The sequence below is a fragment of the Corynebacterium sp. HS2168-gen11 genome (assembly GCF_024834075.1).
Lineage (GTDB): Bacteria > Actinomycetota > Actinomycetes > Mycobacteriales > Mycobacteriaceae > Corynebacterium.
Map to the genome: position 1 here is coordinate 69,783 of NZ_JANUXR010000001.1, position 26,632 is coordinate 96,414.

General features: G+C 48.2%; 21 protein-coding genes. 8 read left to right on the top strand and 13 right to left on the bottom strand.

Annotation, left to right across the window (positions count from 1 at the left end; genetic code table 11):
• Nucleotides 1-98 precede the first annotated feature (98 nt).
• A complete protein-coding gene (locus NXS99_RS00310; protein WP_259286674.1) occupies nucleotides 99-896 on the bottom strand; it encodes a fumarylacetoacetate hydrolase family protein in 798 nt (265 codons plus the stop codon).
• Nucleotides 897-1,147: 251 nt separating this feature from the next.
• On the opposite strand from NXS99_RS00310, the gene NXS99_RS00315 reads away from it, so the two are divergent.
• A complete protein-coding gene (locus NXS99_RS00315; RefSeq protein ID WP_259286675.1) occupies nucleotides 1,148-2,830 on the top strand; it encodes a hypothetical protein in 1,683 nt (560 codons plus the stop codon).
• Nucleotides 2,831-2,944: 114 nt separating this feature from the next.
• Here the strand turns inward: NXS99_RS00315 and NXS99_RS00320 are convergent, their stop codons facing one another.
• Nucleotides 2,945-3,964: a 3-isopropylmalate dehydrogenase gene (locus NXS99_RS00320; RefSeq protein WP_259286676.1), complete on the bottom strand. Its 1,020-nt coding sequence runs from the start codon at nucleotides 3,962-3,964 to the stop codon at nucleotides 2,945-2,947.
• Between the two features lie 144 nt (nucleotides 3,965-4,108).
• On the opposite strand from NXS99_RS00320, the gene NXS99_RS00325 reads away from it, so the two are divergent.
• The gene (locus tag NXS99_RS00325; RefSeq protein ID WP_259286677.1) at nucleotides 4,109-4,984 is read left to right on the top strand and encodes a DUF4862 family protein; all 876 of its coding nucleotides are present in this window, start codon (nucleotides 4,109-4,111) and stop codon (nucleotides 4,982-4,984) included.
• Nucleotides 4,985-5,086: 102 nt separating this feature from the next.
• Here the strand turns inward: NXS99_RS00325 and serA are convergent, their stop codons facing one another.
• The 7 genes from serA to NXS99_RS00360 form a co-directional block, all read right to left on the bottom strand.
• Nucleotides 5,087-6,679: a phosphoglycerate dehydrogenase gene (gene serA / locus NXS99_RS00330; RefSeq protein WP_259286678.1), complete on the bottom strand. Its 1,593-nt coding sequence runs from the start codon at nucleotides 6,677-6,679 to the stop codon at nucleotides 5,087-5,089.
• Nucleotides 6,680-6,836: 157 nt separating this feature from the next.
• Entirely contained in the window at nucleotides 6,837-8,249 is a 1,413-nt protein-coding gene (locus NXS99_RS00335; RefSeq protein ID WP_259286679.1) for a hypothetical protein, read from the bottom strand.
• Nucleotides 8,250-8,347: 98 nt separating this feature from the next.
• A complete protein-coding gene (locus tag NXS99_RS00340; protein WP_259286680.1) occupies nucleotides 8,348-10,141 on the bottom strand; it encodes a DUF262 domain-containing protein in 1,794 nt (597 codons plus the stop codon).
• Between the two features lie 21 nt (nucleotides 10,142-10,162).
• Complete coding sequence (locus tag NXS99_RS00345; RefSeq protein WP_310593295.1) at nucleotides 10,163-11,428, bottom strand: cation diffusion facilitator family transporter; 1,266 nt, start codon at nucleotides 11,426-11,428, stop codon at nucleotides 10,163-10,165.
• Nucleotides 11,429-11,882: 454 nt separating this feature from the next.
• Nucleotides 11,883-12,896 carry a ketol-acid reductoisomerase gene (ilvC, locus tag NXS99_RS00350; protein WP_259286681.1) on the bottom strand — a complete coding sequence of 338 codons (1,014 nt, stop codon included), beginning with the start codon at nucleotides 12,894-12,896 and terminating at the stop codon, nucleotides 11,883-11,885.
• Between the two features lie 169 nt (nucleotides 12,897-13,065).
• A complete protein-coding gene (gene ilvN / locus NXS99_RS00355; protein WP_259286682.1) occupies nucleotides 13,066-13,587 on the bottom strand; it encodes an acetolactate synthase small subunit in 522 nt (173 codons plus the stop codon).
• 10 nt (nucleotides 13,588-13,597) lie between these two features.
• Nucleotides 13,598-15,442, bottom strand: a complete 1,845-nt coding sequence (locus tag NXS99_RS00360; RefSeq protein WP_259286683.1) for an acetolactate synthase large subunit — start codon at nucleotides 15,440-15,442, stop codon at nucleotides 13,598-13,600.
• Nucleotides 15,443-15,853: 411 nt separating this feature from the next.
• On the opposite strand from NXS99_RS00360, the gene NXS99_RS00365 reads away from it, so the two are divergent.
• The 4 genes from NXS99_RS00365 (at nucleotide 15,854) to NXS99_RS00380 (ending at nucleotide 20,906) form a co-directional block, all read left to right on the top strand.
• Nucleotides 15,854-17,077, top strand: a complete 1,224-nt coding sequence (locus NXS99_RS00365) for a mechanosensitive ion channel family protein (protein WP_259286684.1) — start codon at nucleotides 15,854-15,856, stop codon at nucleotides 17,075-17,077.
• A 170-nt stretch (nucleotides 17,078-17,247) separates the two neighbouring features.
• On the top strand, nucleotides 17,248-17,745 hold the full coding sequence (locus NXS99_RS00370; RefSeq protein WP_259286685.1) for a PH domain-containing protein: 498 nt from the start codon (nucleotides 17,248-17,250) through the stop codon (nucleotides 17,743-17,745).
• Between the two features lie 5 nt (nucleotides 17,746-17,750).
• Nucleotides 17,751-19,589, top strand: coding sequence for a dihydroxy-acid dehydratase (gene ilvD / locus NXS99_RS00375; RefSeq protein WP_259286686.1), 1,839 nt, complete (start codon nucleotides 17,751-17,753; stop codon nucleotides 19,587-19,589).
• A gap of 123 nt (nucleotides 19,590-19,712) precedes the next feature.
• Nucleotides 19,713-20,906, top strand: coding sequence for a glycosyltransferase family 87 protein (locus NXS99_RS00380; RefSeq protein ID WP_259286687.1), 1,194 nt, complete (start codon nucleotides 19,713-19,715; stop codon nucleotides 20,904-20,906).
• 77 nt (nucleotides 20,907-20,983) lie between these two features.
• On the opposite strand, the gene NXS99_RS00385 is transcribed toward NXS99_RS00380, so the two are convergent.
• Genes NXS99_RS00385 through NXS99_RS00395 form a run of 3 tightly spaced genes read right to left on the bottom strand, consistent with a single transcriptional unit; the run spans nucleotide 20,984 to nucleotide 23,887 of the window.
• Nucleotides 20,984-22,063 (bottom strand): DoxX family membrane protein, encoded by a 1,080-nt coding sequence (locus NXS99_RS00385; protein WP_259286688.1) that lies wholly within the window; start codon nucleotides 22,061-22,063, stop codon nucleotides 20,984-20,986.
• A gap of 52 nt (nucleotides 22,064-22,115) precedes the next feature.
• Nucleotides 22,116-22,988, bottom strand: coding sequence for an HNH endonuclease family protein (locus NXS99_RS00390; protein ID WP_259286689.1), 873 nt, complete (start codon nucleotides 22,986-22,988; stop codon nucleotides 22,116-22,118).
• Between the two features lie 11 nt (nucleotides 22,989-22,999).
• Nucleotides 23,000-23,887, bottom strand: coding sequence for a LysR family transcriptional regulator ArgP (locus NXS99_RS00395; protein ID WP_259286690.1), 888 nt, complete (start codon nucleotides 23,885-23,887; stop codon nucleotides 23,000-23,002).
• A 70-nt stretch (nucleotides 23,888-23,957) separates the two neighbouring features.
• Here NXS99_RS00395 and NXS99_RS00400 point away from each other — a divergent pair, with 70 nt between their 5' ends.
• Complete coding sequence (locus NXS99_RS00400) at nucleotides 23,958-24,650, top strand: LysE/ArgO family amino acid transporter (RefSeq protein WP_259286691.1); 693 nt, start codon at nucleotides 23,958-23,960, stop codon at nucleotides 24,648-24,650.
• Between the two features lie 43 nt (nucleotides 24,651-24,693).
• Nucleotides 24,694-24,870 carry a hypothetical protein gene (locus NXS99_RS00405; RefSeq protein WP_259286692.1) on the top strand — a complete coding sequence of 59 codons (177 nt, stop codon included), beginning with the start codon at nucleotides 24,694-24,696 and terminating at the stop codon, nucleotides 24,868-24,870.
• 102 nt (nucleotides 24,871-24,972) lie between these two features.
• Here the strand turns inward: NXS99_RS00405 and gatB are convergent, their stop codons facing one another.
• Entirely contained in the window at nucleotides 24,973-26,481 is a 1,509-nt protein-coding gene (gatB, locus tag NXS99_RS00410) for an Asp-tRNA(Asn)/Glu-tRNA(Gln) amidotransferase subunit GatB (RefSeq protein WP_259286693.1), read from the bottom strand.
• Nucleotides 26,482-26,632 lie beyond the last annotated feature (151 nt).

The following is a 26,632-nucleotide window of genomic DNA, read 5'->3' on the forward strand; positions in this document are numbered from 1 at the left end:
CTGCTACTTACAGATAGTAAAGCCCGTGATCATATCTTGATGATCACGGGCTTTACTATAATTTCCTTGCTAACAATCCTTCGTTGTCTGACGCTGTCTTATGCGCGTTCGACTGGATTACCTAATCTACCAATGCCTGGAATCTCAATTTCAATAAAATCTCCTGGGAACATCGCTGCAGTTCCGGCTGGAGAACCAGTACAAATAATGTCACCTGGCAGCAACGTCATAGAGGCGGTAATAAACTCCAAGATTTCACCAATGCTCATAATCATTTGATTCGAGTTGGAATCCTGCTTGGTTTCAGTCACGCCTTCATGAGTTAAGTGTGCTTTAATTGGCAAATTCGTAATATCAATTGCGTCAAGGTCAGTTTCAATCCACGGACCTAGTGGCGCAAAAGTATCAATACCTTTCGCACGTGCCCACTGACCATCAGCAAATTGCAGATCACGTGACGAAACATCATTAATAATGGTGTAGCCCAAGACTACTGACTTCCAGTCGGCTGCCTTAACCTTTTTACATGGTCGCGAAATTACCAGGGCAAGTTCACCTTCGAATTCCACTTTGGTGGCAAAATCAGGAATTTTAATCGCAGCACCTGGGCCGACAACTGCAGTCGGTGGCTTTAAAAACAGTGTTGGTGGTAAGTGTTCAGCTGATTGCTGGAACACTTCTGCGACGTGATCGGCATAGTTACGACCAATGGCCACAATCTTACTTGGCAACATTGGTGCAAGTAAGCGCACTTGTTCAAGTGGGTACTGTTTCCCGATAAATACTGGCTCAGTAAACGGAGTTCCTTCAATCACTTTACAAATATCTGCACCGTCATGCTCTTCGACAGTGCAAAAAAACATTCCATCTGGGGTTGCTATTCGTCCAAAACGCATACCTTGGCATCTTACACGCAACCACTCTTACATGATGTCAATTGCCCCTGAATACGTCTGCAGAGTTGTCATGTGACGCTCACCCCAGGGGTAACCTTGCATATTTTGCTTGTCGACGCTGGTCTCTGCATACTCATGTTCATATTTCGCAATCCATAGAGAGATACACCACAATGCTTGGAATAATTAGCGTGTTCAACAATCTTGTATTTATTATAGAAATTATAAATAAATGAAAAGGACATCATTCCATGAATCGATTGAAAAAAACCGCATTAGTATGCACGTCTCTAGCACTGTGCGCTACTCAAAGCCTGACCCAGGTAGTTTCGGCACAAACCTCAAGTGTTGTTGTCAATCAAGGTGATCCGATATTAATTCAAGCCTCAGAATCCACAGCATCGAAGTGCACTGCAGGGTTTATTGATAAGGTAGCCAAACGCATTTGGACAGCCGGACACTGCGGTGATAACAATGCCACAGTATTCTTTTCCATCAAAGATCCACAATCAAGTGCTGAGAACGTCGTACCAATCGGAACGCTGAAGCATAAGTTCTCAGTAACCCTGGATAACGCTGGGGTTCCGCTGCCCGATGAGAATGCTAGCGTCGACTATTACCGTACATATGACCTTGCCTATGTCGATTTTTCCGCGCATCCTGAAGTAACTGGAGAAAACGTTTTCTCGGGTGATCGTGTCTATGATCCAGTTGTTGGTGATCGGGTATGCCGCTATGGTGATACAACCGGTGCTGAGTTAGGAAATAATCGCCTCGTGTACTGCGGTGAGGTAATGCGGCTTGATGAACGTATTATTCAAACCTCCGATACTGCATCAGATTTTGGCGACTCTGGCGGTCCAAACTGGGTACCGGGTAAAGGCTATATCGGACAAACGCTCGGCGCTGATATTCGCACTTTCCTCGGGGAAGAGTATTCGGTAGTCAAAGTGTATCGTCACGATGTCAACGCAAATACCGTTGAATATCCGTCCAATGAGCACTATGTGGTTAAAGATGTCCCACTTGCAGCATTATTCGACAAGCGAGTCCAAAGTGAGACGTTATCTGCAACAACCTTTGGTGCAAATCTCCCATCTCCTGCTGAATACGAAACTCTTCTTGAAAAGCAAAAACAGCAAGAAGCTGAAGCAAAGCGTCAGATTGCAGAAAAGACTGAGGAATTAGAAGAAGCACAAAAGCAGCTGGCTGAACTTGAAGCAGCTGTGAACACGGCTTTGGAAAATACCACCACTACCGATGCCGCCACGGCGCTCACGCAACGCATCACGACACTTCGTGAAGCTGCTGAGACAGCAAACCAACAACGCCTAGCAGCTGAAACGCGTGCAACTAAGCTTGCAACACAGATTAATGATCTCGAAACTGAAATTGCTCGGTTACGTCAAGATACAGCAACAAATACCACGCGTATTCAACAACTTGAAGGTGAAAAGCAAGGATTACAAACAGATCTTGCAGCGGCTCAAACCGAGCTGCGTGACACAAAGGCCATGCTAGCCCAACGTGATCAGGAGCTCACTGCAGCTCATGCAAAAATCGCAGAATTGATGCGAAATGCCGTGGACGCTGCGCGTTTGCAACAAACTATCGCTGACTTAAACGCAGCACAGCAAAAGATTCACATATTGCAAGCAGCTTTAGCACAAGCTCGTGCACAGTTAAATAAGCAGTTAGCAACACCAAAACCAACCGTGACCGTAACGGCAACTGCTCAACCAAAACCAGCAGTGACAGTCACCACCACTGCCCCAGCACCAGCATCGCTGTCAAGCAATAACGCGCAAGGTTCATCCCCGTTCACAATCATTATTGGCATTGTGACCTTTGTCCTGGGCGTGCTTGCTGGTTTGATTCCAACGGTCACAGAAATGTTCAAGCATTCACGTATTAAACTGCCTCGTTTGCGTTAAGCGCACCTACCAAGGCTAAGTTGTAGCAACCCGAAAAGCCACGATCAGAACCAAACTGATCGTGGCTTTTCGAGATAAAAGATTGTTGTTTACAAACGATTGCGTTGCATGCGGTTAGCGTCGCAAAGCAGCAGCGATACGATCACCAATTGCTGTGGTCACAATCGGTTCATCGCCGCGGTTATTGACATCTTCTGCCACGGCAGCTTCAATGCGATCGGCATTTTCGGTATCACCAAGATGGCGCAACAGCATTGCTGCGGACAAGATTGCTGCTGTTGGATCAGCAATGCCTTTTCCTGCGATATCAGGAGCGGAACCATGCACTGGTTCAAACATGGATGGATTGGTACCAGTTGCGTCGATATTGCCACTTGCGGCAAGACCAATGCCACCTGTCACCGCACCTGCAAGATCGGTGAGAATATCGCCAAAAAGATTATCGGTGACAATGACGTCATACTGGCTTGGATTCGTCACCATATAAATCGTTGCGGCATCAATATGCTGGTAGTCCACGCGAACCTGCGGATATTCCTTGGATACCTCCGCTACAGTGCGCTGCCACAAGGAGCCAGCAAACACTAACACATTTGTTTTGTGCACCAAGGTGAGATGTTGCTTGCGAGCCGCTGCTCGAGCAAATGCATCGCGGACAACGCGCTCTACTCCGAATCGAGTATTTTGAGACACTTCAGAGGCTACCTCGTGTGGTGTATTCTCGCGGAGCACACCACCGTTGCCACAGTACAAACCTTCAGTGCCTTCACGAACCACAACGAAATCGATTTCGCCTGGGTTTGCCAGTGGTGAGCTTGCGCTTGGATACAGCTTTGCAGGGCGTAAATTCACGTGATGATCGAGTGCAAAACGCATCTTGAGCAGCAAGCCGCGTTCGAGTACACCTGGCGCTACCTGATCAGGTGCTCCAATTGCGCCTAAGAGAATCGCGTCATGCTCGCGCAAGGAGGCTAAATCGTCTTCAGTCAGCAATTCTTGTGTTTTTAGGTATCGACGTGCGCCTAAATCATAGTCAGTAACAGTAATATCGCTGCGTACAGCCTGTAAGACTTTCAGCGCTTCTGCTGTAACTTCGGGACCAATACCGTCGCCACCAATAACTGCTAATTTCATGCCACGGAACTACCTTTCCACATAGTGAAACATCTACGATTTGGAAGTCTAGCACTAGTTCACAGTTTTTTCCTACCGACAAATACGAAAAAAGAGACTAGACTAACAGACATCAGACAAGTTCTCTGCACTGAAAGGCTCGCCATGACTTTACCTTTTATTATTGGCGCATATGCATCTATGCCTGCCGACCACGCCGGCCAGCAACAATACTATGATTTACTGCTGAATTCTGGGTTTGTTTCAGGCCTCGAAGTGCCATATCCTGGCCAACTCGCAGACGAAACCGAACGTGAATTTTTAGCAACTCAAACCAAGCGTTTCCCGTTCGTGGTGGTCACCGCGATTCCTGGCACAATGGGCAATATTGGACAAAATCCATACTTTGGCTTGGCAAGTCCAAATGAAGAGGGTCGTCAAGCAGCATTGGAATATACCAAAGCAATCTATCGTGCCGCTGAGGCTATTGGCGCTGATGCGCTTGAAGTGCACTCGGCTCCAACGAAATTTGCGCAACGCGAAGCATTTGTCGAGTCATTGCAAGAAGTATGCTCGTGGGGAGATCTGACGATTCTGATTGAACACTGCGATGTTTACAGTAATGACCATGCACCAGAAAAAGGGTTTTTAAGTTTTGCCGAGGAACTTTCAATCGCCAAAGAATTAGACTTGAAACTCGTCGTAAACTGGGGTCGTTCGGCACTTGAGGCACGTGATTTTGACCTACCGTTTGAACAGATCACCCAGGCAAGCGCTGAAGGGCTCTTGGCTGGTGTAATTTTCTCCGGCGCTTCCCCATCGCAAACAATTTATGCTGGCCCATGGGGGGATGGCCATCTTCCAAGCGCTGTGCATGAGCCAACTTCAGGCATGACCATGGAACGTATTGCACGTGATGCGCAAGCAGCAACCGGTGTGAGCTTCTTAGGCGCAAAGATCACTGTTCCTGCTGAATCTAGCTTGGAAGAACGTGTCGAAATGCTGCGCAGCATCTCTCAAGCTGCGTCGCATAGCGAATAGTCTGCACTGAACTCGAGACGCTCTCAACAAAAATGCTCTTGGTTTTGACGAATATGCTTTCGTCAAAACCAAGAGCTTCATGCTTACAGCAAACTGGATACTTTAGCTCAAATCAAGCTGGAAAACTTCTGCTTGCATCTCAACCTTGAGATTCTCGAGCAGATCCTGCGGTACTTCATGATCCACACGGATGACCAGATTCGCGGTTTCACCATCATTGTCCTGCGTCAATGCAGCAGCATCAATATTAATGCCACGCGCACCCATTGCAGTACCAACCTTGCCTAATGCACCTGGAATGTCAGCATAATGGAAGAACACATTCCGACCAGTCGCACGCAAATCCAAGCCTCGGCCATTCATACGCACAATTTTTTCCACACGATCCAAGCCAGTCAATGCACCGATTACAGACGCACGGGTGCCATCAGCAGCAATTGCAACAACTTCCAAGACCGAGCGATGTGATACCGATTCAGAAGCAGTCGTAACTTCATACGCTAGGCCACGATCAGCTGCAATCTGTGGAGCATTCACGAAAGTCACAGGCTCGTCGATAATGCCCGAGTACAGACCACGCACTGCAGAAAGCCCTAATACGTCCACAGCTTCAGTTGAAAGTTCACCGCGTGCTTCAACTTCCAATCGAACCGGTGCCTGTGCCAGCATATGACCAGCTACCAGGCCAAGCTTGCGTGCAAGTTCAAGCCACAAAGCTACTTCTTCATCAACCTTGCCGCCAGAAACATTGACTGCATCTGCAACAAATTCACCAGCGAGCGCCTTTAAAACAGAAGCTGCAACGTCAGTACCCGCACGATCTTGTGCTTCTTCTGTCGAAGCACCCAAGTGAGGTGTGACAACAACCTGATCGAGTGCAAATAATGGCGAATCCGTGCAAGGCTCAGTTTCAAAGACGTCAAAACCAGCACCACGAATATGACCAGCGGTAATAGCATCTGCCAAGGCTTGCTCATCAACCAGCCCACCACGAGCCGCATTGATAATAATCTGACCCTTCTTTGCCTTTGCCAACAACTTCGCATTAATCATGCCAGCTGTTTCTTTGGTCTTTGGCAAGTGAATAGTCACAAAATCAGCACGTGCCATCAAGGATTCAAGATCAGTGAGCTCAACACCAAGCTGCGCAGCTTTTGCTGGGTTCGCATATGGGTCAAACGCAATAATCTTGGTTTCAAATGCAGCGAGGCGCTGCGCAAACAACTGTCCAATATGGCCAAAGCCAATAATGCCAACTGTCTTGCCAAAAATTTCTACACCATTAAAGGATGAACGCTTCCACGTGGCTTCACGCAACGTTTTATCAGCGGCAGGAATTTGACGAGCAGTCGATAGCAGCAAGGAAATTGCGTGTTCACACGCAGAGTGAATATTTGAAGTCGGAGCATTTGCAACCATCACACCACGCTCAGTTGCAGCAGCAATATCGACATTATCAAGGCCAACCCCGGCGCGCCCAACGATCTTTAAGTGTGGGGCTGCTTCTAATACTTCACGATCAACGGTGGTTGCTGAACGTACCAGCAGGGCGTCTGCTTCAGCCACTGCGGCAAGAAGTTCTGGGCGATTTGGCCCATCAACCCAACGTACTTCCACAGCGTCACCAAGTGCGTCGACTGTAGACTGGGCGAGTTTATCTGCAATAAGAACTACAGGAAGGCCATTTCGGCTCACGTTACTTACTCCTGGTTTTACCAAAGGATGTCCGTTCTTGAAGTGGCACGACCGCGTCACCTTCAAGCCCGTGTCCGTACCTTGTCTTTCGCTGGCACATGACTATTTATTAGTTTAGACCAATTTTCTTAAACGCCCATTTTCATAAGAAAACTACTCATGAAGTTGGTACCTGTAGCCGATGTTCCCCACGGTGAATCAACCATGGTCGCGGCTCTAATTGCAGGACATCTTCAATGCTCATTGTAGGATTCGATGCTAGATTCAGACCCAAATAATAATGTTCTGGCACCATCTCCACTTGTCTCTGATACTCCTCTTGCCCAGCGGCAAGCAGCACATAGGCAAGTTCGTCATAGGCATGTCCTCCAGCGACCGTGGTGCTGATAAAGAGGGTTTGCGCTAGTTTTTGCTTTGCGACGAACTCTGCTAACCACTTGGCGACTCTGCCAGTTTCAGCAGCATCGGCAGTCACAAACACGCCTGTATGCGCCATTTTCAGAAGGTGCTCAAGCGTCTGTGCTTGCGCAAGACTGTCGACAACTATTACACAATAAGCTTCATGTTCTTGGCACGCAGTTAACCATGCACGCGTTTGGACTCGGTCAGCATCAGCATGTTGAAGCATCATCACTGGTGTGATTTGGAGATCTTCGCGCCGGGTATGCTCAGACACGAGTGCTTTCATCTCGTCGAAAGTAGTTTCAAGATTATGCGCTGTTGTGCTCATATCAATTGTGGTGGCAAGCAGTCGTCGTTTCGGGAAGATCAAGCCGCGTACTCGATTACCTGGTTGGTAAAGACTGGCATGTTCACCCAGTTCAATACGGTGTTGAAGTTGAGCATCCGTGCCAAATTCTGCACCAAGTGCGATGAGAGGTTGTTCACCAAGACCGGCAACTGCCTCAAGTGAGTTTCGCGTATCACGCGGATCTGGATACTCCAAAAAGCGAACTTCAGCGCCGAATGATCGTGCTGACGCAATCGCTGCAATACTTGAGCCTTGAGAAGCAATCACAATCGGTGCCGTGGAAGCATCGCGTTTTGATTGGGCTGGAAACGCTCGTGCTGGTTCATCTTGGAGTGCTTCGGTCGCAGGTATCCAGTCTGGTATTAAGAGCGTTGGGCGTTCACTACTCAGTGCAGTAACTGCAGACTTGACGAACTCTGGTCGTGAGATGCGCTTAGGCGCGAATTGAAAGGCCGTCATCTCTCCTATTGCTTCATAGGAAAGTGGATCATGCAGCACTGTAGTCGTACCAGTTGTGGTGGCAAGACTCACATCACCGACAAGCAGTATATATCGCGCATTCAGCCGTGTGATTTCTTGGATAATTGCATCACGTGTGCCTGGCAGCATGATCAGCATTGGGGCATGACTGACGACAGCAATTGATGCGGCTCGAAGTTGATGGTCGAGTTGGTCATCTGCAATAACGACGGTTTCTGACGCTTCGAAGAATTTTTGCGTAGCTACAATGCCAGTGCCATCGTCGTCAAGCACGCTCGGATGATCGTCAAAACGAATTGCGACATGTCGATTGCGGTTATTGCTGCGTGCTTGCTTCAAATCTTTCGCGACTTGCGAAGATACTTGTGGTGAGTGTGGTGGAGTGCTGCAGCCGCTGATGCTCAGGGCGACAACTACTCCCCACCCACAGCATTGTGTTAAGAACGAACGAATGCGCTTGGCCCTTCTTCGCCACCAAACAAGTTGGATTCATCGACGTCATGAACCGCTGGTTGTCCCATTGCTTGTTCGATAATTTCGACGAACTTGCGGCGGCGATCCGTGAAGAATTCTTGAGCACGGGCACTGAGCAACAATGATGGTTCGATTAAGTGCGTGTGCAAGATTTGATCGAATTCTTCGTCGTCAAGCAAACTCTTTGATTGGATGCGATGCAGATAACGCGCTGGCGAACTTCCTTCTACCATGACGTATGTGCGACGCGACATTGGCGTTTGATTCAACACGGATTCTTCTAAGAATGGCTCGATATTATTATCTTCGCACCACGATGCTGGGAAGATTTTGCGAACTTTCGTGCCAAGTTCAAAGAAGGTTTGCGCATCAAAGCGTAAACCTGTGCGCCAATCTTGTGCGCCACGCGCCATGAGTAAGGCATAAATGCCTTTGTACAAACCAGAATTAGGCAAGGCAGTGTGCAGACGAGATTCCACAAAGCGAGCTTGTGAAATTGATCGTGGTATTGGAACACCTGCATGTCCATGGATATCTCGTACCCATGCGGTGACTTCATCAACGTCACTACCAGTTCGTGCCATCACGGCTGGTGAGCCATAGAGTTCGCCAAATACACCACACCAGAACCAACGATTGATACGATCCCACGCACTTTGATGTTCTAAGCTCACGCCATCTTCAGTCAGGACAGTAATAATCACTGCTAGTGGTACGAGCTGTGCAACATATGGGATTTGTTCAGCAGAGTGAATATAGCGCGTATGCAAGAAGGTAGCGACTTCTACGAATCCCGCGCGGATCTTCTCAGCTGCTGGAATATATTCTGCAAGTGTAAGATCAAGCACAGTCTCACGGAAACCGGAGGCATGGCCTTTTTTATGCGTGACGTACAGTGCAACTGCGCTTAAGAAATCAGTGCGAGTGATATGTGCCAATGCTGGATGCTCGCGTAAGGTTGCTGCTGTTTTTTCCCAATCATCTTGCAATCGGAAATCTGGGTCTTCCACTGCAAAGACGGCTGTGAGCAATTCAAAGACATCCATTTGCAGGCCCAACGTGTTCACTGATGCAAAGATCGAACCGATACCTGCACGCGACGTCGTACGATCAAGTCGGATCATTGGCACACTGTAGCGAACCAATGGTTTGACCACTCGGGTATAAAACTTCTTTGCAATATCGTGAGAACTGGATGCTGCAATATCAAAGAGCAAGTCAGTACCGGCGTCGAAAAGCAGATCAGAAACTGGAATATAGCCATTTTGCAAGGCGGCTTCGCGAGAGCTCAAATCAATCTGAGGTGCGAAGTGAGACTGAATCACACCACGCTCATCAACAGCGATGACCGCCTCATCTGGTAAAACATCAGCTGAGATAGCTTTTTGAACGTCAACAAAGAAACGTCGCTTGACTTTTTTCTGGCGAAAATCAACACTTTCGACCAGACCCGTACCTTTCAAACAGTGATACAAGGTCGTCATGCGCTGCTGGCCATCAAGTAGCAATAACCCAGGTGGCTCAGTTGTCAGTGGCGCGCCCGATAATGGACGTGGACGGAATCGCACTGGTTCATTACGGGTATCTAACGCCATAATGGAGCCAATTGGATAGCCACGTAAGACCGTGATCACTAAGGAGCGGATTCGGTCGACGTCCCAGCAGAACTCACGCTGAAAGTCTGGTAATTGAAGGTCACCACGATCAACGCGGTTAAATAGGTCTAAAAGATCATAACTTGGAGTCGAAAAGCCCATGGATCCAGTCTAGACTACAACCTAACAAGTCGTCTCATGCGTGTGATGATGTGGGGTTTCCAACTGGACTGTAGAATGTTCAATACCGAACTTACGCAGCTCTTTTTGCACGCGGTCAAGTACGTCACATCCGGCTGCTGGGACTTGCATATCCACAACCATATGACAGGTTGCAATCAACTCGCTACCATCAAGCGACCACACATGCAGATCATGAACAGCCACGACTTCATCAAGTTTGCGTAATGCTTGCAAAATCTCTTGGGTATTAGCCTTACTTGGCGCTTGTTCTAACAACACTCGTAATGATTCCCACGCGAGTTTCAGAGACCGCGGCAAAATCAAACTTGCGATTAATAAGGAGGCAACCGTATCCGCCCACATAATATTAAATTGTTTCATCACCACTGCGGCAATAATTACGGCAACTGAACCGAATAAATCGACAAGAACATGAAGGTATGCACCTTTCATATTCAGATTTTCGTGGGAATGTTGATGCAAAATAAACGCGCCGAATAAGTTGGCAATAAAACCAATCACGCCTACGACCAACATCGTTGTGGAATTGACAACTTGGCCATTTGAAAAACGTTCGACTGCTTCAAACAGAATCCAGACAGAAATGATCGACACGCTTAAAGCATTAGCGAGTGCGGCAATAACTTCAATGCGCTTATACCCGTAGGTGGCTGTGCGTGATGCGGCTTTGCGTCCAAACACGATCGCGACGGCTGCAACCACCAGGCCTGTGGTATCCGAAAGCATATGCATAGCATCAGAAATCAATGCCAATGAGCCGGAATAGTAGCCGCCAATGATCTCAGCAAAAAAGATGGTCGCGGTAAAAGTCAAAACCGTAAACAACGCTTTTAAGCTATTCGGGACATGCTTATGGTCATGATCGTGGTTATCTGTATGGTCATGACCACGACCATCAGCATGCGCATGTGCCGAGTGCTGATGCCCGCCGTGGGAATGCTCGTGACAACCTTGATGTTCGCCGTGTTGTGCGTTCGCCGAATGAGTAGCTGCAGTGGTCAAAATATTGTCTCTTGGCATAAGTGTACGAGTTGCCTTCAAACGACGTTGAGCTTGCTGAACAGGATTTTCTACACGTGTGACAGGTACTGGAGTAGATGGACGAAGCCGTATATGTTGATATGCTTCCCACTCATGCTCATAGGAGCGCTTGCGATTATGCGTATGCGCATCTGCGGTATTCAAGCGTGCTTGCAGTGACGCCATAGATTCCCGATGGTGCTTGTGATTCTGCTGAGCGGTCATGATCTCTTTACCCTAACCTACATTTTCATTAAAGCCTAGTTATTGAAAATATATACCTGCTACGCATACCTATATTTCATGCTGCGATATGGTCACATCTTATTGTATTCCCCATCTCCTCGCCACGATCACAACTACTCGTGCAAGCTTGCTTGACGACGCAGTTTCCCATCACATACAACACCATAACCTGCACTGTCTACAATCATTGGCAGTCCATCTACCAGTATTTCCAGCAACGCGGGCGGACACTTGAAACTCAACGTGACCAGTGTGACAAGCGTCGTCAAGCTCATACACAAAACGCATTCAGATGAAATCGCGCGTTTGCTATCGTGTTCAGCCACTGCTTATAGTTCGCGGTAATAAGAACTAGGCTTGAGATGCGAAACTCCCCACCACAAAAGCTGTGATAGGGAGTGCAGTAGAGCCTAGAAGCAAACGCTAATCCTGCTTATGCAGTTGCATCGAGTGGGTTTTTCACCCAGCTCATCAAATCGCGCAGCTTGGTGCCAGTTTCTTCGATCTGATGGGTGGCGTAGGAAGCGCGAAGTTGCTCGAGTTCCTTGTTGCCGCCTTCCACATTGGCAATCAAACGCTTGGTGAAGGTGCCATCTTGAATATCGTTGAGGATATCCTTCATGCGCTGCTTGGTTGCAGCATCGATGACACGTGGGCCAGAAAGGTAGCCACCGAACTCTGCGGTATCAGAAACCGAGTAGTTCATATTGGCAATGCCGCCCTCAAACATCAAGTCGACGATCAACTTCAACTCATGCAGGCATTCGAAATACGCCATTTCCGGCTCGTAACCTGCTTCAACAAGAACCTCGAAGCCAACCTTCACCAGTTCTTCAGTGCCGCCACACAGCACTGCCTGCTCGCCGAAGAGGTCAGTGACAGTTTCTGCTTCAAAAGTCGTTGGGATCACGCCAGCGCGAGCACCACCAAGTGCTGCGGCATAGGACAGGCACAATGCCTTACCTTCACCCTTTGGATCTTGGTCAACAGCGATCAAACATGGCACACCTTTGCCATCTACGAATTGACGGCGCACCAAGTGGCCAGGGCCTTTTGGTGCAACCATACCAACAGTGATGTTTTCCGCTGGCTGAATCAGGCCGAAATGAATATTTAAGCCATGACCGAACAGAATCGTCGCGCCATCTTTCAAATTCGGTGCAATTTCCTCAGCGTACAGTTTTGGTGCAGTGGTATCTGGCACCAGAATCATCACGACGTCTGCCCAAGCCACAGCCTCAGCATTGGATAACACTTGGAAGCCAGCTTCTTCTGCCTTCACTGCAGACTTCGAGCCTTCGCGCAGACCCACGACGACCTCAACGCCGGAATCACGCAAGTTTTGTGCGTGTGCGTGCCCCTGGGAGCCGTAACCTAAAACAGCAACCTTGCGGTCTTGGATCAAAGACAGATCTGCGTCTGCATCATACAAAAGTTCAATAGCCATAATATGTGTGCCTTTCAAAAATCTTTTTCTGTCAATATCGTTTCTTGTTCCAAACGCACCTGTATGAAGGATGCACAGTGGAAACCACAGAAGAAAATATTGAACAGTTTTTCTCACGTACGTCGCTCAAACGCACGAATATAAAAATGTTACAACCTGTTTATGCAGGTTAAAAACGGTTGTTCGGAAGCATGGTCTTCGGACCACGACCCAAAGCAATTTGACCAGAGGTCATGACCTCGCGAATACCAAATGGTTCCAGGATGTCGAGTAATGCACGTAGCTTTGCTTCCGGACCAGTTGCTTCAATCACAACAGATTCTGGTGCAACGTCAACAATGCGCGCCCGGAAAATATTGGCAGCATCGACAACTTGTGGTCGGTTTGTCGCATCAGCAGAAACCTTCACCAGCATCATGACACGTGAAATCATGGTTTCTTGATCAAAACGTACCACTTTTAACACTGGAACCAGTTTGTTCAACTGCTTGATGATCTGCTCAATTGCCACTTCGTCAGCATCAACGCTGATCGTCAAACGGTTAATGCCTTTGGTCTCGGTGGTAGCTGAGACCACTGAGACCAACGTAAAGCTACGCCTGGTGAACATGCCTGCCACACGCGACAAGATACTATCTGCATCGACAACTAAAACACTTAAAACATGTCGAGAGATTTGTGGTTGCGTCATCGGTGCTCCCTTACCCTTCGTGTGGTTGTTCATCAGTGTCATCCGTGTCAATCACAGATGGATCGGACTCGAAAAATGGTCGCAGACCACGTGCGTATTCAATATCGGAATTCGAATGTCCTACTGCAACCATTGGCCAAACTTGTGCATCTTGTCCCACGATAAAGTCAATGACCACTGGACGATCATTAATTTCACGCGCTTTATGGATTGCTTCTTCTAATTCGTCTTCATTTGTCACACGGAATGCAACACAGCCTTGTGCTTGTGCCAGACCCACAAAATCTGGCATGTACTGATGCTGTTCACGTAATTTCGTATGTGAATAATTGCCTTCATAAAACAGTGTCTGCCACTGGCGAACCATGCCCAAATTGCCATTATTAATTAATGCAACTTTAATTGGGAAGCCTTCAACTGCAGCGGTTGTTAATTCCTGATTGGTCATCTGGAAACAGCCATCACCATCAATAGCCCACACTTCTTTTTCAGGTGCTGCAGCTTTTGCACCAAGAGCAGCCGGAATAGCGTAGCCCATAGTGCCCAAGCCACCAGAGTTCAGCCAGGTACGTGGCTGTTCAAAATCAATAAACTGAGCAGACCACATCTGGTGCTGACCCACACCTGCACAATAGATGGCATCTGGGCCAACAATGCGTGAAAGTGTTTCGATCACACGCTGTGGTTCCAAGAGCCCATCATCAGTGCGTTCGTAACCACGTGGGAATCGCTCTCGAAGCGAGACCACATGTTTCATCCACTGTTGGATGTCTATACCTTGTGGAACTTGGCGTTGGAACTGCTCTAACAAGCACTGCAAAACTTCTCGTGCATCACCGACGATTGGAACATCTGCAGCACGAATCTTGCCGATCTCGGCAGGATCAATATCTGCGTGAATAACCTTTGCATCTGGAGCGAACAAATCGGTTCGACCTGTGACACGGTCATCGAATCGTGCACCAATGGTGATTAACAAATCAGAACCTTGCATCGCTCCAACAGCAGAAACGGTGCCGTGCATACCAGGCATACCCAAATGCAGTGGGTGTGAATCTGGGAACGCACCACGTGCCATGAGGGTCGTCACCACTGGAATACCAGTGGCTTCAGCAAAGGCACGCAATTCTGCTGTGGCATTGGCCTTAATGACACCGCCACCGATATACAGCACAGGGCGCTTTGATTGAGAAATTAATTTAATTGCTTGATCAATTGAGCGGCTATGTGGTGTAGTCACTGGCTTATATCCTGGTAAGTCAACCACCGGCGGCCAGATAAAGTCAAGCTCCATGGCTTGAATATCTTTAGGCACGTCGATCAAGACCGGCCCTGGACGTCCAGTTGCCGCGAGATGGAAGGCTTCAGCGATTACTCGCGGAATCTGCTCCGGCTCGGTAATCATAAAATTATGCTTCGTTACCGGCAGCGTAATACCACGAATATCAGCTTCTTGGAATGCATCAGTGCCAAGCATCTGCCGACCCACTTGCCCTGTAATTGCCACCACTGGCACCGAGTCAAGATGAGCATCAGCTAAAGGTGTGACCAAGTTCGTAGCACCTGGGCCCGAAGTTGCAATACAGACACCGACTTTGCCAGACACTTGGGCGTAGCCGGTAGCTGCGTGTCCTGCACCTTGTTCATGTCGTACGAGCACATGTCGCAAATATTTCGCCTTATACAAGGCGTCATAAAGCGGAAGCACTGCCCCACCTGGAAGGCCGAAAACAACCTCTGTACCGAGTAGCTCCAGCGAACGAACAATAGCGTCAGCTCCTGTGATTCGCTCAGGCTGGGCCTGCCGATTGCGTTGCGCAACCGTAGCAGGTGTGTGTTGCGAGGAAACTACCACGACTTCATACTCCTTGGTAGGAATTAGTTAGCTAGGGTATCGTTTCACGCACTTTCAGCATCGAAAGCATCCAGGGTGCGATGCTTGACGACGACAAAACCGCGATAAAAATGAGCCATTAAACCAAAACCCTCGGTACATTGCACTTATGGTGCTTGTATCGAGGGCGCTTGAATTCGGGACTTGTTAGCAAGCCGCGTGGGCAAACGCCGCACCGGGAAGTACTACCACAAGTCCAATAATGTTCATAGTGGTACAGCTTACAAGGTCATCTGACGACTCCATAGTTCACACCCCCATCACTACCCCCATTCCCAAGTGCATACGTGAACCATTCAGTGTTTGTCCACGATAAACAACATTCCTAACACCCGAAACCTTTGCACCCAGCTTTAGACTAGTCTCAAAGGCATGCCTTTGAGTTATATCGCCTTACAAATCTGGACGTGGATCGCCACCACCGGTTCAACTTTAGGAATAATCATCATCGCGGCCTTCCTTATTCCACGTGCTGGCCGCCTAGCGATGTACATCATTGCCAATAAACTCATTACAGATACACAAGACCAGCACAAGACTCAGCTCGCTCTCACTGGAGCAGCTGTGTATATTGTGCAGATTTTGGCCTATTTCTTAGTCTTTGTCTTATTCTTGCAAGCCATTGGCTTCTCCTTAGCAGGAGCCGCAATTCCTGCTACTGCTGCATCTGCTGCCATTGGTCTTGGCGCCCAATCGATCATCGCTGATTTCCTCGCAGGTTTTTTCATTCTCTCGGAAAAACAATATGGCGTTGGTGACTGGGTACGTTTTGAAGGCGGTGCAACAGTTGTCGAAGGCACCGTTATTCAAATCACCATGCGCTCAACTCGGATTCGCACCCTAGCTGAAGAAACCGTGATCATCCCTAATTCCAAAGCTGGTGTTGCTATTAATAATTCCAACCACTGGTCTTCAGCATTAGTAACGATGCCAATTCCGTTGCATAGTTCGCATTCCATACACCAAGCAATCGAACGTGCAAGTACCGCTGCCAACCGCGCGCTGTACAGTCCTGATATTCGCCCAGTGGTATTAGGCCCATTAACAGTGCATGAAGCAGTCGAGATTCGTGAACCAGCCACCGTCGGCTTACCCTGGACAGTGGACATGCGTTTCTTAGCGCAAGTCACCCCAGGTGCGCAGTGGAAAGTTGAACGCGCCATGCGGGTGCGAATTATTGAAGAATTCTGGCAAGAATATGGCTCTGCCTCTACTCCAGATGGTCGCAGCATCGCCATTCAATCACTCGAAGGCCACGAACCTACTGAATTGCCCGATACTGATGCACTAGCCGTCGACGCCGATGCTCTTGCTGGTGCAGATGTTACTGATCAAACCGAACGCGGCTTATTAGACAGTGATGATCCTGCGATTCCAAACACCACCGCAGAAACGTTGATTCCGGTAAAGCCTCAAGGTTGGGAACGTCTCTTTTCTATTGGAGGTCGCACCAGAATATCCACCACGATTTTAATTGCAAGTTTATGTGCTCTCACACTCTTAAAAGCCGTGAGCTTGGATACTTCCGCAGAATACTCAAATGGAATCCTTGCCCCTACGACTCTTCAAGAATCTTCCTCCACGCAAACACCTTAGTAGCATGTACGACCCATACATGGTGGCATATGCTACGCAACATAGATAGCAAATGCTGGCGATAGCCTTGTTGAATGTGCACCCTTCGGCAGGTGAATGTTTTTACCTCGCGGGCATACCCGTAGCCAGAAATTCCGCGTTTGTCAAAGAAATCTAATAAGATTGGGCGAATGAGTACTCAACAACCATCACAAGCATCCACACCAGCAGTGTTGACTCCTGACCGCACACATCTGTTAGGCGCTGGCATTATGGTATGTATTTTGCTTCTTGTGATGGGAGCTGCCCCACTGCAACTATTCTGGCTACCACTGGTGCCGATTATTTTCATTGTGTGGGTGTTACGTTCCAAAACCATCGTTGATGCTCAGGGCATTACAATTCAATATGCGTTTCGGGCACCAGTTTCAATTCCTTGGGAGCAGTTCCAAGGAATTGGTTTTCAGCGCTCACGCAGTTTTATTGCCACCACTGATGAGAAAACGTACACATTGCCTGGCGTAAGCTTTAATTCTTTACCCAAGCTCGAAGAAGCTTCCCAGGGCCGTATTCCAGACGCTCTTACGCAAGCTCACAAAGCTGCAGACGGGAAAGTACTGGTCGTACACAAAGACGGCCACCAAGTGCTGATGTCCAAGGAAGAATTTGACGCTCAACATAAGGACTAAACACTATGTATCCACTTCGTTCCCGTATCACCACCATTGGGCGTAATGCATCCGGTGCTCGTGCACTCTGGCGTGCAACTGGCACACAAGAACACGAATTTGGCAAGCCAATTGTTGCCATCGTCAATTCTTATACGCAGTTTGTCCCTGGCCATGTGCACCTTAAAAACGTCGGTGACATCGTTGCAGACGCAGTGCGTAAAGCAGGCGGTGTACCAAAAGAATTTCATACCATCGCAGTCGATGACGGTATTGCAATGGGTCACGGCGGCATGCTCTATTCCCTGCCATCTCGCGAAATCATCGCAGACTCAGTGGAATACATGGTCAACGCTCACACGGCCGATGCCATGGTTTGCATCTCGAACTGCGACAAAATTACCCCAGGCATGCTCAATGCAGCACTTCGCTTAAATATTCCAGCAATCTTTGTCTCCGGTGGCCCAATGGAAGCCGGCAAAGTAGTTGCAGTTGACGGCATCGCGCATGCACCAACAGACTTAATTACAGCAATTACAGCTTCAGCAAATTCTGCAATTTCCGATGCAGATCTCACACGTATTGAAGAATCTGCTTGCCCGACATGCGGTTCATGCTCTGGCATGTTCACTGCAAACTCTATGAACTGCCTCACCGAAGCACTTGGACTGTCGCTACCAGGTAACGGCACGACACTCGCGACACATGTTGCACGTAAACAGCTCTTTGAGCAAGCTGGTGAAATGATTGTAGACATGTGCCAACGCTATTACGGCGAAGAAGACGATTCCGTCTTGCCTCGTAGTGTTGCCACCAAAGCTGCTTTCCGCAATGCAATGGCACTTGATATGGCAATGGGCGGATCTACCAATACCATCTTGCACACCTTAGCGGCTGCACAAGAAGGTGAAGTTGATTTCACACTCGCTGATATCGACGAGCTCTCCCACCGTATCCCGTGTATTTCCAAAGTGGCACCAAATGGTACCTATCATATTGAGGACGTCCACCGAGCAGGCGGAATTCCAGCAATCTTAGGTGAGCTGCGTCGAGCAGGGCTTCTCGACGAATCCGTGCATACCATTGCGTATGACACTGTCGATGGGTGGCTCAATGATTGGGATATTCGCAGTGGTAAAACCATTGATCAGGCAATTGAGCTTTTCCACGCTGCTCCTGGCGGCGTGCGTACCACTGAACCATTTAGCCAGAATACGCGCTGGGAATCTTTAGATCTTGATGTCGAGCATGGTTGTATCCACGATATTGAACATGCATATTCCATTGATGGCGGTTTGGTCATCCTGCGAGGCAACTTAGCTCCAGATGGCGCCGTATTAAAAACCGCTGGTGTCGAACAAGAACTCTGGGAATTCACTGGTCCAGCGAGGGTCTGTGAGTCTCAAGAAGATGCAGTATCAACCATCTTAAAAGGCGAAGTACAACCTGGTGAGGTCGTGGTGATTCGCTATGAAGGCCCATCCGGTGGTCCAGGCATGCAAGAAATGCTCCACCCGACCTCATTCTTAAAAGGTGCCGGCCTTGGCAAGAAATGTGCGTTGATTACCGATGGTCGCTTTTCTGGTGGCACCAGTGGCTTGTCCATTGGACATATGTCGCCAGAAGCAGCCCATAAAGGTCTGATCGGCTTGATTGAAGATGGCGATAGCATTACGATTTCCGTCCAGAACCGTGCCTTGACGCTCAATATTTCTGATGAAGAAATTGAAAAGCGTCGACAAGCACAAGAAGCCCGTCCGCATCCATGGACCCCGATTAGCCGTGACCGCAAGGTTTCCAAAGCACTGCAGGCCTACGCTAAGATGGCAACGTCAGCGGATAAAGGTGCTGTACGACAAATTTAATTGACATTTCGCATAAGCTCCGCAGGCTGTATCAGCACTATTGAACACTGCGGAGTTTTTTATATAAGGGATCACACCGTGTTCTTGCGTTTTCAACGACCACTTACCTATTTAGGCTTTCTTGTGTCAATTACGATTTTAATTGGCACGATGTGGCTCGCACCTACGCCAATTGACATGCTCGTGTATCAGGCTGGTGCACGAGAGTATCTTGCTGGCGGCTCGTTGTACGATCAGCCTTTTGAGGTAGCAGGAATCCGCTTGCCATTTATTTATCCACCATTTGCAGCGCTTCTGCTAAGCCCATTCACTCTCGTTGATGGATATACTGCAGGTCTTATCATCATGGTTCTATCAGCAGTGCTCTTAGCAATTGCGCTGTGGTTCACTGCACGATATTTGTTTGTCAACGATGCCGACGCCTTACTGTTTACTTCTTGGGCATGGGGCGTTGCGCTTGTATTAGAACCGTTGCGAAATAATGCCAATTTTGGGCAGATTAATATGGTGGTTGCCTTTTTGGTGTTTTTAGATATCGTGCCAAGAAGTCGGCGAATCCCACAAGGCTGGCTGATTGGCATTGCTGCTGCTATCAAGCTCACTCCTGCTGTCATGCTCTTGGTTTTCTTGATCCGACGTGATTTGCGAGCATTACTGATGGCAGTTATCGGCGCAACTTCAGCAACGTTGATTGGAACGATTCATAATCCAAGCCAGACCCGCGACTTTTATACCAATGCGATTTTTGTACTGAATGATAATTCCAAAATTGGCGTCAATATTGGCTACGTGACAAATCAGTCACTGAAGGGGGTTTTAACTCGGTTGTGGAGCTCTCATGAAGCAGCACAAGCAGCAACAAGTACGATTACGCTCTTATGGTTGCTTGGCTCGGTACTGCTTGTCGGCATATTTTTTGTCATTATTCGAGTGATTTTACAGCACGGCTTATTCTTCGAAGCAGCCTTAGTAAATACAGCCCTAATGCTGCTTATTTCGCCAATTTCATGGTCACATCACTGGGTATGGTGGCCAATCTGGTTAGCAGTACTGTTCTACTATTCTCGGGCACTACACAATCAAGCAATGGTGATCACTGGTGAAATTATGACGTTCTTAATGCTTACTGTTCCACCACACTGGTGGCTTGGAAAAGGGAAAAGTAATCAAGCCTTCGACCAAATTTTCTACATGAAAATGCTAATGAATGACTATTTCTTCTGGGCTCTTGGATTAGTCATAATGATGGTGATTCATATTGGAACGATGACCACATTACGAGAATCACTATTTCGACCAACGGCTGCCTCACACTAACAAAAGTCGCTATCCCCACATTACAACTGGGAATAGCGACTATTTTTGTTGTGTACTAAATATGTATGGTTGTACTACTAAGCTGCAGGCACAACTGCTGGTGCATGAAGTGGATTCACGGCTACACCGAACAGCCACATTGCAACGGCAATGCCAATGCCGACGAATAAGAACAACCAACTTGAAATCAATGGTCGCTTTGCCCAGCTACGAGAAGTATCGAAGGAATAATAACCAGGACCGGTAAACTGCAAGATCAGCGCCATCATCAGTGGGAATCCAAGTGTTGGGATAACTGACTTCCAAATATAGCCCAAGGACCAGTCAGAAGCGGTTGTCACATAGGCATGCACCGCCATAAAGCTCAGTGATGCTACCGCCAATGCAGCTGCCACCGGAGTAACTAAACCAAAGAGAATAAACACACCCGCAGCTAATTCCATTGAAGGAAGAGCCACGCTGAGAACATGTGGGTAGGCGTATCCGAAAGTCTGGAAAGATTGCTCAAGTTCTATTAACGAACCACCATCAACTTTAAAGAGGTTAATCACAGAATCTGCAATTAAGAACCCACCTACAACAAGGCGTAGCAACAACAAACCAACATCAATGGTGCCGCGCTTTGCTTGTTCAACGAATGCGGTATCTGCAGATCCTGCCACTGGTAATGCAGCTGCCGCGAATTCACCTGCCGCAGTCTCTCCTGCTACTCCAACTTGTGCCATTTGCGATGAAGATTCTGCTGGTGGCAGTGAAGAATCAAGTGGTGCAAAATCAAAGACCTGAGTTGGAGCTTCAGGCATTGGAGGTTGATCATACGCAGTGGTCGGCGCATCAGACGCTAATACGGTAGTTGGTACCACTGTTTGCAAGATCTCCGTTGCTGCACCTTGTGATGCATGTACCAAGGTTTCAGATGCCTGAACTTGCGGGGTAGCCACGTTTCCAACTCCTGGTTGCTGTGCCAGTGTCTCCGTAGGTTCTGGCACAGCGATAGGCGGTGTGGCCACTCCAGCAGGTTGGGTGATAGCACCATTTGGTATTGCTTGAGGCGCTGCACGACCAGCTCGCTGATAAATCTCATTCATCGAAGGCTTTGTATAGGCTGGTACCTCATCAAAGTCAGTCGCGCGATCAGGGGTTAAATTCTCACTCATACTAATTAAGACTATGCTACAGCAGCACAATTCTGTGGACGACTCGCAGTATTTAGCACTTTGAAAGTACTTGAACAAGTGTGTCTTTTTCTTGTGGCAAGACGGCTAGACCATAGATATATTTAATCTGCACCTGACGACGCGCATACTCACAGCGATAATTTGACGCTGGAGGCATCCACCTATCAGCCGCCTTAGCACTCTTGTCTGTATTGGCAGCGCGCGTGGTTGCTTGCAAATTCAATGGATCATTTGCAAACTTTTGACGCGTTACAGCATCCCATTTCCATGCTCCGGCATACCACGCATCCGCAAGGGCGACAACATGATCGATTGGTACCAGTTCACTCGTACCTTGGCCACGCACGAATTGATGGGTTTCACCAGTATAAGGATCATTCAGCACACCGCTCAGGACCACACAGTTATGCGTTTTAGGCTTGTAAACCACATCTTTAAGATCTCGATTGAGAATATCATTGCGCGTATCACAGCCATTATGCCCAAGTGGTGCATCAACATCATCACTCCACCGTTGCCCAAAAGCATCACGGTGATATTTTGGTACGGTGGTCTCCCACTCGCGAATAGGCAGACTCTCTAACGCTGCAAGTTGCTCAGAGACGTTTTGCAAAGCACTGTCTACCGGTTGTTCCGGCTCCTCAGCACCTGACTCGTCGGCATCTGGCGTTGCCTGTGAATCCTCCGGCGTTACAACCGGCTGATCCGGCACTGCAACAGCAGCTTCCGGCGTGGCAACCGGCAGCTGCGAAGTTGACGCCAGGATCTCAAGTGTTGCTTCATCAGATGCCAGCGGCTCACCCCAACTACATGCGTTTAGTCCCCACACCGCAATCACAACGAATATAGACATGCGCATCCAAGCACGGTTCACATTTCCAAACGTCACTACAATATTTTTCACGATTGTGTATTCTAAACAATCGCTTTAACATTTTTCCGGAGCTGTTCAGCCGCATTGTAGACCGACTCAGTAAGCTTCAATAATGACGGCGATTCCAAACGCCAACGTTGCCAATAAAGTGCAACATCGAGCACACGATCGTCGAGAAGCACAATCTCGTTGCGATCTAATAATGGCTGTGCATCTTGAATCGGTAGCAATGACCAACCCAAACCAACGCGGGTGGCTTCCACAAATGCAGCCGCTGAAGGAATTTGCGAAACACGTCGCGTACTTGGTAGCTGTTGCACGCGATTTTTTAAATCTTCATGTTGCAGTGCATCTCGTGGGCCAAATCGAAGCGCTGGCATCTTTTCCCAATCAACAACGCCATTAAACGTATAACGGGCAAGAAGCTGCGGATTGGCGACAGAAACATATTGCATGGTTCCTAAACTCACCGAGTCACATCCAGGTACTGGATGCGACTCGCGCGTAACCACGCCTAATACATCACCACGACGCAGAAGATTCAATGAGTGCGCTTCATCTTCAATCCGAAGATGCAATGTCGTATTTTCCCACGACGCAACATCTGCAAGCACAGGTTGAAACCAGGTTGCTAAAGAGTCAGCATTCACCGCAACGCTTAATGGAACCTTTTCGATTCTACCACTTAACGCCGCCATCGTTTCAGCTTCCAACAAAGCCATTTGCCGAGCTGCTTGCACCAACACTTCCCCTGCGCTGGTAGCTGTCACTGGGCTGGTTCGCCGAACCACCACTCGACCGGCTTCTTTTTCTAACGCTCGAATACGCTGGCTCACTGCTGAAGGTGAAATCCCCAAACTTAAAGCAGCGTGTTCAAAGCTTCCTTCATCAATAATGGTTAATAAGGTTTGCAGGTGAATCGGCTTCATGAAGCATTCCTAATCTAAGTTTAAAAAATGTAATTTTACTTAATATAGCCGAAAGTGGAAACTATTTTCTATGAGTATTGTGGTAGCAGGATTTCTACTCGGAATTTCCTTAATTGTGGCAATCGGTCCGCAGAATGCCCTCATTATCCGCCAAGGCATTAAACGCGAAGCCATTACTGCAGTTGTTGCAGTGTGCTTAATCAGCGATGTTTTTCTGATTCTCGGTGGCACCGCAGGTGTTGGCGTACTCATTGAGCAAGCTCCGATAATCCTTACGATCCTGAAATGGGCAGGGGCTGCTTATCTTGCGTGGTTCGGATTGTTATGTTTCAAAGACGCATTCAAGCGCTCTGGCGATTCCATTGTGATTCAGCAGCATAACGACGATCTACAGGCATATACGTCCTCTGGATCAGGTTCTGCTACCACCTCTATTGCTACTAAACCTCAAGTCCAGCAAAGCACGGTTACGAAGACTTGGAAAAAACCTGTCTTGGCAGCACTAGCATTTACTTGGTTAAATCCAGCTGCCTATATTGATGCATTGGTCATGCTTGGTGGCATGGCAAATCAACATGGCTCTACAGGTCGCTGGTATTTTGCAGCCGGTGCGTTACTTGCCTCATTATTGTGGTTCCCGCTGCTTGGCTATGGTGCCGCAAGATTCTCCCATATTCTTGCCCGCCCACAAGCTTGGCGAGTGATCAACTTCGCTATTGGAATCATCATGGCAGTAATGTGTGTTCGCGTTATTATTCACTAACACTGCCACCAAGTACCACGTTTTACGGGTATCTAGCTTCTAAATGCTTGACGACGCAGCCACCGTTGCTGGTATTTCCACTTCATACGCGGATAACTGGTATACGGTAACCAAGGTTGGCCGCAGTGCAGCTCATGTGCTTATCACTGGCACACGCCTTGCCAGCTATCATGCAGAAATGTTGTTGCAATACCATGTGCCAAAATTCGTGTTCGCGTGAACGTTCTATAAAGAATGCAAACAGCGGTAGGAATCAAACTACCCTACCGCTGTTCGTATGCTCAATAACGCTCAGCTATCAGCTGCGAGTCTGAGCTTGCAATTAGCCGTTCAGCTTCTTTGCAATCAACTGGTTCACTTGACCAGGATCAGCCTTACCGCGAGTTGCTTTCATAACCTGACCAACAATGGCACCAACCACCTTGGTATTACCAGCTTTATACTTTTCAACGATGTCTGGATTTGCAGCAAGTGCTTCATCCACAGCCTTTTCAATAGCTCCATCATCGCGAACAACTTCCAAGCCACGAGCAGCAACCACTGCATCAACATCGCCTTCGCCTGCCAACACACCATCAACAGCTTGACGTGCCAACTTGTTAGTGAGCTTGCCTTCGTTAATCAGCACAACCACACGTGCGACCTGTGCCGGAGTAATCGCAAGCTGCTCAAGTTCAACGCCGGCTTCCTTAGCTTTTTGAGCCAAGTAGGAAACCCACCAAGAACGAGCTTCACCGGAGGTTGCACCAGCTTCAACGGTTGCAATAATTAGCTCGAGTGCGCCAGCATTCACCAGATCGCGCATCTCAGCGTCGGAAAGCTCCCATTCTTGTTGAATACGTGCCTTGCGTACCCATGGCAGTTCTGGCAAGGTTGCACGGATTTCTTCAACCCACTCGCGTGGTGCAATCACTGGAGGCAAGTCTGGATCGTTGAAGTAACGATAATCCTCGGCAGTTTCCTTAATACGGCCGGAGGTGGTCGTGCCATCAGTTTCTTGATAGTGGCGAGTTTCTTGCAAAATCTCACCGCCTGCTTCAATTACTGCTGCTTGACGCATCATTTCAAACCGTACAGCCTGCTCCACAGACTTCAACGAGTTAATATTCTTCGTTTCTGTACGCGTACCAAATTCTTGTGCACCTTTGCGATTCAGTGACACGTTGGAGTCAACGCGCATAGAACCTTGATCCATACGTGCATCAGAAACACCAAGAGACTTCACCAAGTCACGCAATGCAGAAACATATGCTTTTGCAACTTCTGGAGCACGCTCGCCAGCGCCAACAATTGGTTTTGTCACGATCTCAATCAACGGAATACCTGCACGGTTGCAGTCAACCAAGGAACTTGTTGCACCGTGAATACGACCATCAGCGCCACCTAGGTGGGTCAATTTACCGGTGTCTTCTTCCATATGCGCACGTTCGATTTCAATGCGCCATGGAGTGCCGTCTTCGAGCACGACATCAAGATAACCGTCATATGCGATTGGCTCGTCGTACTGAGAAATTTGATAATTTTTTGGCTGATCAGGATAGAAGTAGTTTTTACGCGCAAAGCGAGAGGACTCGGCAATCTTGCAATTCAGCGCCAAACCAATCTTAATTGCCCATTCCACGCCCTTAGCGTTTACCACTGGAAGAGCACCAGGCAAACCCAAAGAAACCGGATCTACGTGAGTGTTTGGATCTGCACCAAAGTGTGCAGAAGAAGCCGAAAACATTTTCGTTTCCGTGGCCAGCTCAACGTGCACTTCCATGCCCATTACCGGCTCAAACTTTTCAAGAACCTCGTCGTAATCCATCAATTCGTCATATGCTGCAGTCATACCGTAAAACTATACCGTTTTTCTCCAAAATTAGCGCAGCAAACACCTCAACTCACCCATGATTGTGACCAAGCACCACTGGTTTTATCAGATGAACTGGAGTGTCCTTTTTCACATTGCTTTTCGACGCTCACCTGCTCACAAAACTGCT